The 258-nt window shown below is 46.1% G+C and carries 1 protein-coding gene; it reads right to left on the reverse strand.

Going from position 1 to position 258, the window contains the following annotated elements; genetic code table 11:
• Positions 1 to 258, reverse strand: a 258-nt coding sequence (locus AAEZ09_RS28655) for a hypothetical protein (protein WP_350601724.1), incomplete at both ends; no start/stop codon positions are given.

A 258-nucleotide genomic window follows, 5' to 3' on the forward strand; every position in this document is an offset into this window, starting at 1 on the left:
GGATACTGCGCGAAGCAAAAGCATTGGCGCCAGTCACAATCGGATGATAGCCGGACAAATCAGGGTGAACGTTGTTCTGTTCACTAATGGCCGCGACCAGATCCGTATTTTCACCGCCATTATTCTTATTGTTAGTACTGTCATTATTTTTAAGTTTGCTGTCTTGCTGATATAAAGCATTAACACGCGCTGATAACGCTTGGCTCTCAGGCAAATGTGGCTTCTCAGGCAAACTCTGGCAGCCAGTAAGACCTAAGG

Origin of the sequence: Pseudomonas sp. 65/3-MNA-CIBAN-0223 (assembly GCF_040310425.1) — a bacterium.
In the GTDB taxonomy this organism is placed as follows: domain Bacteria; phylum Pseudomonadota; class Gammaproteobacteria; order Pseudomonadales; family Pseudomonadaceae; genus Aquipseudomonas; species Aquipseudomonas gregormendelii.